This is a genomic window from Xanthomonas sp. SHU 308, from assembly GCF_000364645.1.
Lineage (GTDB): Bacteria > Pseudomonadota > Gammaproteobacteria > Xanthomonadales > Xanthomonadaceae > Xanthomonas_A > Xanthomonas_A sontii.
In genome coordinates this window covers 1-9,050 of record NZ_AQOK01000262.1, presented here as the reverse complement: position 1 = coordinate 9,050, position 9,050 = coordinate 1, and the positions used below count along the sequence as shown (strand labels likewise).

The 9,050-nt window shown below is 67.9% G+C and carries 6 protein-coding genes; 3 read left to right on the top strand and 3 right to left on the bottom strand.

What is annotated here, in order from left to right; genetic code table 11:
• Positions 1-129: 129 nt before the first annotated feature.
• From D588_RS0109710 to D588_RS0109700, 3 genes are all read right to left on the bottom strand, one after another.
• Positions 130-3,042, bottom strand: a complete 2,913-nt coding sequence (locus tag D588_RS0109710) for a TonB-dependent receptor (protein ID WP_232764270.1) — start codon at positions 3,040-3,042, stop codon at positions 130-132.
• Between the two features lie 873 nt (positions 3,043-3,915).
• Positions 3,916-5,562, bottom strand: coding sequence for a chaperonin GroEL (gene groL / locus D588_RS0109705; RefSeq protein ID WP_010340980.1), 1,647 nt, complete (start codon positions 5,560-5,562; stop codon positions 3,916-3,918).
• A gap of 147 nt (positions 5,563-5,709) precedes the next feature.
• Positions 5,710-5,997 (bottom strand): co-chaperone GroES, encoded by a 288-nt coding sequence (locus tag D588_RS0109700; protein WP_010340979.1) that lies wholly within the window; start codon positions 5,995-5,997, stop codon positions 5,710-5,712.
• Between the two features lie 280 nt (positions 5,998-6,277).
• Here D588_RS0109700 and D588_RS0109695 point away from each other — a divergent pair, with 280 nt between their 5' ends.
• From D588_RS0109695 to D588_RS24405, 3 genes are all read left to right on the top strand, one after another.
• Positions 6,278-8,056, top strand: a complete 1,779-nt coding sequence (locus D588_RS0109695; protein WP_017915833.1) for an endonuclease — start codon at positions 6,278-6,280, stop codon at positions 8,054-8,056.
• 145 nt (positions 8,057-8,201) lie between these two features.
• Positions 8,202-8,534, top strand: coding sequence for a divalent-cation tolerance protein CutA (gene cutA, locus D588_RS0109690; protein ID WP_017907317.1), 333 nt, complete (start codon positions 8,202-8,204; stop codon positions 8,532-8,534).
• Between the two features lie 4 nt (positions 8,535-8,538).
• On the top strand, positions 8,539-9,050 hold a 512-nt coding region (locus D588_RS24405), incomplete at its 3' end, for a protein-disulfide reductase DsbD N-terminal domain-containing protein (protein ID WP_043084210.1).

Genomic DNA, 9,050 nt, shown 5'->3' with positions numbered 1-9,050 from the left:
CCTCACCCCAACCCCTCTCCCGATGGGAGAGGGGCTAAAGCGCGTTCCTGCCGCATGTTACGTAGCGCCACGCCGACTTCAGCGCTAACCAAAACCAATCCCGAATCCCCACTCCCGACTCCCAGCCCCTCAGAAATCCAGCACATATTCCATCGCCACCTCGCGCCCGATCGCGTCGTACAGGGTGGTGTTGTAGAACTGGTAGCCGTAGTAGCGCTCCTTGTTGTCGTAGCCGACGGTATCGAGCACGTTGTTGATGTACAGGTTGACCTTCATCTTCGGGGCGATGCGGTAGCCGGCGGTGAGGTTCCAGTACAGCGCCGGGCCGACGCGACCGAAGTAACGCGTGGTGCTCTCGCCGAAGTGGCGGTTGCCGCTGTCGGTGACGCGGCAGGCGTCGGAAGGGCTGGGCTGGTAGCCGTCGTCGAAGCGGGTGCAGGTGCCCCAGTTCACCGCCTGGGTGGAGCCGAAGCGCTTGGCATAGAGAGTGAGATCCAGCGGACCGCCGTTCTCCCAGTGCACGCTGCCGCGCAGCTTGCTGCGGATCTTCTGGTCGCGCAGGTTCTTGTCGTCGTCGGTGCGATAGGTCTGCTCGTGGTAGCCGATCAGGTTGTTGTAATCCAGGGCGACACTGAAGTTGCCCCAGCGCGCGGTGTTGAAGCGGTACTTCAGCGAGGCGTCGACGCCGGACACGTGCATCTGCGCGATGTTGATCGGCCCCTGCTCGATGCCGGTGACGCGGCCGGCGGCATCGCGCGACACGCGCGAGAGGATGCGCGCGCAGTACTCGGCACCGCCGGGATTGACCCACACGCCGCCGGCGGTGGTCAGGCCGGTGCGGCAGCCGGCTTCGGCGCTGAGCACCTCGTCGCGGTTGAGGTCCTTGATCATGTCCTGCAAGCGAATCCGGTAGTAGTCCGCGGTCAGCGACAGGCCCTCGGCGATGTCCCAGACGAAGCCGGCGGTGACCGAGCGGCCGTGTTCCGATTCCAGGTCGGGCGTGCCGCGGCGGTTGACCTGCATCAGGTAGAACACGTCGCTGTTCTCGGCACTGCAGCCGCCGGTGAGGTAGTAGCCCTTCTGGATGCAGCGGTACTGGTCGATCACGGTCTGCTGGGTGGAGCTGGGTTCGCCGAGCACGTAGTGCATGTCCGGGGCGCGGAAACTGGTGGCGACGCTGCCGCGCAGCAGCAGCGTGCTCAGTGGCCGCCACTCCAGGCCGGCGCTCCAGGTGGTGTCGCGCTGGGTGCCGATCGCCGCGCCGAGGTCGCTGCCGTAGGCGCGATAGTCGCCGTAGCGGTCGTGGCGCGCGGCCAGGCTGGCATTGAGCTTGGACAGCAGCGGCACGTCGAACTCGATGCCGCCGGAGTAGCGCAGGCGCTCGCCGCCGCCGTAGTCGACCACGTCCAGCGGATAGCAGGTGTTGGCGCAGGGGTCGGGCGACAGCCGGTAGCCCTGCTTGGCCACTTCGCCGACCGCGGCGAACTTGATCGGCCCGGCCCAGCCCTGCAGCAGCTCGCCGGTGATGTTGGCGCTGGCCTGGTTGACCCAGGAATCGGCGCGGTTGTGCGCCTTCACCGCCAGGTCGTTGTATTGCGCGCCGGTCAGCGGCTGGTACCAGCGCGACTCGTCGAGATCGTAGATCGGCGTGCCGTCGGCGGTGCTGCCCAGTTGCGGGCCGAGAAAGTAGGCGGTGGCCTTCTGCGTGTCCACGGTGCGCACGTATTCGTCGACGGTGTAACGCGCGCGGCCCACCGCCACTTCCCAATCGAAGCGATCGGCGAGGCGGCCCTTGAGGCCGGCGCTCAGGTCCCAGGACAGTTCCCTGGTGGTGTTGGCCAGGTTCTTCCAGCCGCCGGATTCGTAGCGGGTGAGCTGGCGGATCGCGTACAGGTCGCGGTCGCTGCCGGTGTCGTGGAACGGGCCGAGGTAGACGTAGGGCGGGTCGTAGGTCCAGTAGCCGACGCTCTTGGTCGTGGACAGCGTGCTCCAGGCCTGCACGCCGTTGTCGAAGTCGAAGGTGCCGTACAGATACGCCGAGCCGCTGTCGCCGCCGCTGGCGGCCAGCCAGTCGGCGTAGTCGTGGGCCATGCCGCAGTAACCGCCGAGGTTGCGCACGGTGTCGCTGTTGTAGTCGTAGCTCAGCCGCTGCGCGTCGACGAACTGGCCGCCGAAGCGTGCGCAGGTGCCGGCCGGCGGCGCCAGGCGCGTGTTGTCGCCGGCATCGACCAGGCTCAACCCGGTGAACGGATTGAAGCCGTACTTGCGCGCCTGCGCGGTCCAGTTGCTGTAGGACTCGTCGTCCTGGTCGTCCATCTTCGGCCGCTCGCCGACCGAGAGCGGATCGCGCCGGGTCCACTGCAGTGCGTAGGTCAGGTTCCACTTGTCGCCGCTGCGCCCGCCGACCCAGGACAGGTCGACCACGTCGCGCCCGCCGGCGGTGGCGGTGCCGCCGCGCAGGCGCACCTGGTTGCCCTCGTAGCCTTGCTTGAGGATCACGTTGATCACGCCGGCGACCGCGTCCGAACCGTAGATGGCCGAGGCGCCGCCGGTGAGGATCTCGATGCGCTCCACCGCCGCGGAGGGGATGTTGGCGTAATTGGCGAAGTTGCTCTCGCCGGCGTACGGCTGCGGGTAGTCGGCGACGCGGTGGCCGTTGACCAGCAGCAGGGTGCGTCCGGGGCCAAGGTCGCGCAGGCTCACCGGCGAGGCGTTGGGCGTGTGCGAGCCGTACTTGGTGTCGGCCTCGACGCTGCCCTGCTGATTGAGCGTGCTGAGCACGTCGTAGACGGTGAGGAAACCTTCCTGCTGGATCTGCTGCGCGCTGATCGTCAGCACCGGCTCGGCGCCCTCCACCTCCGAGCGTTTGATCCGCGAGCCGGTGACCACGACCTGGCCCAGGTCGGTGGTGGCGGCGGCCTTGGGCGCGGCGGTGTCGGCGTGCTGCGCGCGCGCCTCGCGGGCGCCGTACAGCGCCAGCACGATGCCGAACGCAAGAGTGGTGGATGAGCGAAGTGGCATGCGATGTCCCCGGTAGCGGATGGAAGCGACGCCGTGCACGCACGACGTCCGGCGTCCCCTTCGCTGCGCCGCGCCCACGACCGTGCGCGCATGCCGCAGGCACACGCCACCCTGCACCGGTCGCGACGCACAGAAGAAGACGAACATGCGGGCGTGCAGATCCCCCTGGACGCCCGTGCGTCCTAACCTGCATGGCGCTGAAAACGCTGTCAACACGCGGCTACAGCGCACTTGTAGACGATTGCGCGTTGTGCGCGATTCGCCGCGCAGCGCGTCGATTCTCGCCGTATCGCCACCGCAGGCCGTGCCAGCCGCACCTCTGGCGGAGACGCTGCTGGGCAACGATGGGCTGCATGCGCATCGCGATCGCGTGCCCCTTTCCGGTTGGGAGAGGGGTTGGGGCGAGGGTCCGGCGCGCAGCGTCTCGTGGTGTTTGAGGCGCATGGAGCGAAGCCTGCACTCGCATCCGTCCGGTTGGGTCACTGCCGCCTGGCACGCCTGTGCCGCGCCTCGGTCGGGGAGATCGCACAAGCCCGGCACAGGCAGCTTCCATGACCCGCTTCGCTGCTTACCGCAGCTCGGCGAGAAACGCCGTTGTCCTCGCGGGACCGGCTTCAGCCGCGACAGGCATTCCCGGCAGCGCCTCGTCGCGGCTGAAGCCGCTCCTGCAACATGGCTCCGCCGTCTTTACCAAAGTGCTCTACAGACGCTCGGTAAAGCAGGTTCTGCCGCGGCGCGATGCGTGGATGCGCCGCGGCGTTGGCCAGGGTGCACGAACGCGCAGACAAACGCATCGGCATGCCGCCATGTCGACAGCACAAAAAAAAGAGCCCCGCATCGCTGCGGGGCTCCTTTCGACTGCGTGGAACAACAGGTCGGCCGAGGCCGGCTGGATCAGAAATCCATGCCGCCCATGCCGCCCATGCCGCCACCCATGCCGCCCGGCGCGGCCGGCTCTTCCTTCTTCGGGGCCTCGGCCACCATCGCTTCGGTGGTGATCATCAGGCCGGCGATCGAGGCGGCGTTCTGCAGCGCCGAACGGGTCACCTTGGTCGGATCCAGGATGCCGAACTCGACCATGTCGCCGAACTCGCCGTTGGCGGCGTTGTAGCCGAAGTTGCCGCTGCCTTCCTTGACCTTGTTGAGGATCACGGACGGCTCTTCGCCGGCGTTGGTGACGATCTCGCGCAGCGGCGCTTCCATCGCGCGCAGCGCGATCTGGATGCCGTGGGTCTGATCTTCATTGGCGCCCTTCAGCTCGCCGATCGCGCTCAGCGCGCGCACCAGCGCCACGCCGCCGCCCGGGACCACGCCTTCTTCCACCGCCGCACGGGTCGCGTGCAGGGCGTCTTCGACGCGCGCCTTCTTTTCCTTCATCTCGATCTCGGTGGAGGCACCGACCTTGATCACCGCCACGCCGCCGGCCAGCTTGGCCACGCGCTCCTGCAGCTTCTCGCGGTCGTAGTCCGACGAGGTCTCTTCGATCTGCGCCTTGATCTGCTTGATGCGCGACTCGATCGCCGAGGTGTCGCCGGCGCCGTCGATGATGGTGGTGTTCTCCTTGGAGACCTGCACCTTCTTGGCGCGGCCCAGGTCCTTGATGGTCGCCTTCTCCAGCGCCAGGCCCACTTCCTCGGAGATCACGGTGCCGCCGGTCAGCACGGCCATGTCTTCCAGCATCGCCTTGCGACGGTCGCCGAAGCCCGGGGCCTTGACCGCCACGACCTTGACGATGCCGCGGATGGTGTTGACCACCAGGGTCGCCAGCGCCTCGCCTTCCACTTCCTCGGCGACGATCAGCAGCGGCTTGCCGGCCTTGGCCACGCCTTCCAGCACCGGCAGCAGGTCACGCACGTTGGAGATCTTCTTGTCGTGCAGCAGCACGAACGGGTCGTCCAGGTCGGCCTGCTGGCTCTGCTGGTTGTTGATGAAGTACGGCGACAGGTAGCCGCGGTCGAACTGCATGCCCTCGACCACGTCCAGCTCGTTCTCCAGGCCCGAGCCTTCCTCGACCGTGATCACGCCTTCCTTGCCGACCTTCTTCATCGCGTCGGCGATGATGTTGCCGATCGACTCGTCGGAGTTGGCCGAGATGGTGCCGACCTGGGCGATGGCCTTGTCGTCGGCGGTGGGCTTGCTGATCTTCTTCAGCTCGGCCACGGCGGCCACGACGGCCTTGTCGATGCCGCGCTTGAGGTCCATCGGGTTCATGCCGGCGGCGACCGCCTTGGAACCTTCGCGGATCAGCGCCTGCGCCAGCACGGTGGCGGTGGTGGTGCCGTCGCCGGCGTTGTCGGAGGTCTTGGAGGCGACTTCCTTCACCATCTGCGCGCCCATGTTCTCGAACTTGTCGGCCAGTTCGATTTCCTTGGCGACGGAGACGCCGTCCTTGGTGATGGTCGGGGCGCCGAAGCTCTTCTCGAGCACGACGTTGCGGCCCTTCGGGCCCAGGGTGGCCTTGACGGCATTGGCGAGGATATTGACGCCGCGCACCATGCGCGAACGGGCGTCTTCACCGAAACGGATATCTTTGGCAGCCATGTTGAGTTACCTCGGGAATAGGGAATGGAGAACAGGGAATAGGCAGATCAAGAGCGGGCGGTCGGGACGGGACGGAAATCGCGGGCGACGAAGGCGCCTGACCGATTCCCGATTCACCATTCCCGATTCCCGCGATCGGCGGCGCTCTTAGCCGACGATCGCCAGAACGTCGTCTTCGCGCAGCACCTTGTACTCGACGCCTTCGGCCTTGTAGCTGGAACCGGCGTACTGGCCGTAGATGACCTTGTCGCCGACCTTCAGCGCCGGGGCGCGCACGCTGCCGTTGTCCAGCGGCTTGCCGGCGCCGACGGCCACGACTTCACCCTTGGTGGACTTTTCCTTGGCCGAATCCGGGATCACGATGCCGCCGGCGGAGATTTCGTCGGCTTCGATCGGCTTGACTACGACGCGGTCGTGAAGCGGCTTGATGCTCATTGAGTGAGACCTCTTAAGTGATTGATTGGTCTAGGAAAGGCCGGCGATGTTAGCACTCGCCCATGACGACTGCCAGCAACGCTCGCGAAAAAACCCGGTAGCGCCGGGATGCGCCTGATGTAGTGCCGCGACCGGGGCTTTCAAGGGCGGGAGGCAAAAAATTTTTGCCAGGAACGTGCATTCGGTGGCAAGCAGTGACCGAATCCCGTCACAGTGTCACAGAGGCAGGCTAGGCTGAGCGCGGACCCATGGGGGGATCCGTCACCAAAAGGAGTTGTCGATGAAGCCATCCGCCGTTGCGCTGCCGCTGGCCTGCCTGCTCGCCCTTGCCGGGCCGGCCCAGGCCGCCGTATTCATCAATGAATTGCATTACGACGATGCCACCGCCGCCGGCGACACCGGCGAAGGCGTGGAGATCGTCGCCACCGCCGGGGAGAGCCTGAGCGGCTACCGCGTCTACCTGTACAACGGCAGCAACCCGGGGTCGGCCACCGTCTACGCCAACAGCGCGGTGCCGGCCGGCAACCTGGTCAGCTGCGGCGGGCAGGTGCGCATCGCCACCGTCAGCTACGCCAGCAACGGCATCCAGAACGGGCCCAACGACGGCCTGGCGCTGGTCGACGGCAACGGCAAGGTGGTGCAGTTCCTCAGCTACGAGGGCGCCATCACCGGCGGCGGCGGCCCCGCCGCGGGCATGACCAGCCAGAACCTGCCGGTCAGCGAGAGCAACAGCACCCCGGCCGGCACCTCGCTGCAGCTGCGCGGCAACGGCAGCGCCGCGGCCGACTTCAGCTGGAGCGACAGCGCCACCAGCACCTTCGGCGCTTGCAACAACGGGCAGACCTTCGCCGGCGGCGGCGGCGGCAACGCCGCGCCGACCGTGACCGCCACCACCCCGACCCAGGGCGCCACCGACTTCCCCGCCGCCGGCGACCTGGCGGTGACCTTCAGCGAGGCGGTGAGCCTGGCCAGCGGTGCGTTCGGCCTGAGCTGCCAGCAGTCCGGCAGCGTGGCGCTGACCTACCCCAGCAGCGGCACCCAGTTCGCGCTGTCCACCAACACCGCGCTGAAGGCCGGCGAGAGCTGCACCCTGAGCATCGTCGCCGCACGCGTGAGCGATGCCGACGGCGCGCATCCGGCGCAGGATCGCAGCGTCGCCTTCAACGTCGCCAGCGGCTCGGGCGGCGGCGGCAATGGCGCCGGCAGCTACTACTCGCGGGTCAACACCTCCAGCCCCAGCCAGCTGCGCTGCTCGCTGCACGAGACGATCAAGGGCCACACCGTCTATCCGTACAGCAGCAGCTCCGGCACCGACACCTGGGCCATCCTGGAGATCGCCGACGAGGATCCGAACAACAGCCAGCGCGTCCTCGACGCCTACCGCAACCGCAGCTATGCCAAGGGCACCGACCGTGCCGGCAGCGGCAGCGGCCTGAAGTACAACCGCGAGCACAGCTGGCCGAACTCGCTGGGCTTCGGCACCGCCACCGGCAACAAGGGCCTGCCCTACGCGCCGTACACCGACACCCACATGCTGTATCTGACCGACGCCACCTGGAACGCCGACCGCGGCAACAAGCCCTACGCCAAGTGCGACAGCAACTGCGGCGAGCGCGCCACCGAGGCCAACGCCGGCTTCGGCGGCGGCAGCGGCCGCTACCCGGGCAATTCCAACTGGGTGCGCACCCCTGACGGCAACAGCGGCACCTTCGAGGTGTGGGACCACCGCAAGGGCGACATGGCGCGTGCGGTGATGTACATGGCGATCCGCTATGAGGGTGGCGTGGATGCCAAGACCGGGCAGTCCGAGCCGGACCTGGAACTGACCGACGACCGCAGCAAGATCGTCAAGACCTCGTCCTCGCCGGCCTACATGGGCCTGCTGTCGACCCTGATCGCGTGGAGCCAGCAGGATCCGCCGGACGACGCCGAGCGTGCCCGCAACGAGGTGATCTACAGCTTCCAGGGCAACCGCAACCCGTTCATCGACCACCCGGAGTGGGCGACCTCGTCGCTGTTCACCTCGGCCAAGCCGGCCAGCTGCCAGTTGCTCAACTGAGCCATTGCCCCGCCCGCTGCATCTGCAGCGGGCGGGGATGATCGGCCATTCGGCTGCTTAAAAAGCCGGGGATTGTGGATGCGCGGCCGCCGGCCACCGGCCGGCGCCGCCAAAGCGCGGCCGGCATCCCTATACTGTCGGCCGCATGTCCGCGCCCGCCCTCCGCTTGCTGCTCAGCACCTGCCCCGATCCGGCCAGCGCCGCGCGGGTCGCCCAGGCGCTGGTCGACGAACGCCTGGCCGCCTGCGTCAGCCGCCTGCCCGGCGTGCAGTCCACCTATCGCTGGCAAGGCGAGGTGGAACAGGGCGAGGAGGTGCTGCTGCTGATCAAGACCGCCGCCGACCGCCTGCCCGCGTTGCGGCAGCGGCTGTGCGCGTTGCACCCCTACGAGGTCCCCGAACTGGTCGAACTCGAGGTCGCCGGCGGCCTGCCGGCCTACCTGCAGTGGGTGCATGCCGAAACCCGTGAGGAACCGTAAGCCGATGACCCTGCTGCACCGCCTCGCCGCCCTGTGCCTGCTGGCCGTGGCCGCCTTCCCCGCCCTGGCGATCAGCGAAAAGGACCTGCTGCCGGTGGACCAGGCCTTCGCGCTGAGCGCACAGGCACCCGAACGCGGCCGCATCGCGCTGCACTGGGACATCGCCAAGGGCTACTACCTGTACCGGCACCGCATCGCGGTGAAGGTGATCGGCGGCTTCAAGCCGAACCCGACCCTGCAGTTGCCGGCCGGCCACAAGAAGACCGACCCGTACTTCGGCGAGGTGGAGACCTACCGCGACGAACTGAACGCGGTGCAGAGCGGCGTCGCCGATCCCGGCACCAGCCGCGTGCAGCTGGAGGTGCGCTACCAGGGCTGCGCCGATGCAGGCGTGTGCTATCCGCCGCAGAAGCGCCTGCTCGAGGTGACCCTGCCGGCCGCCTCGGCCGCCACCGATCCCGCACCGGCACTGCCGCCGCCGGCCGCAACGGGCGGGCTGCCGGGCAGCGGCCCGGG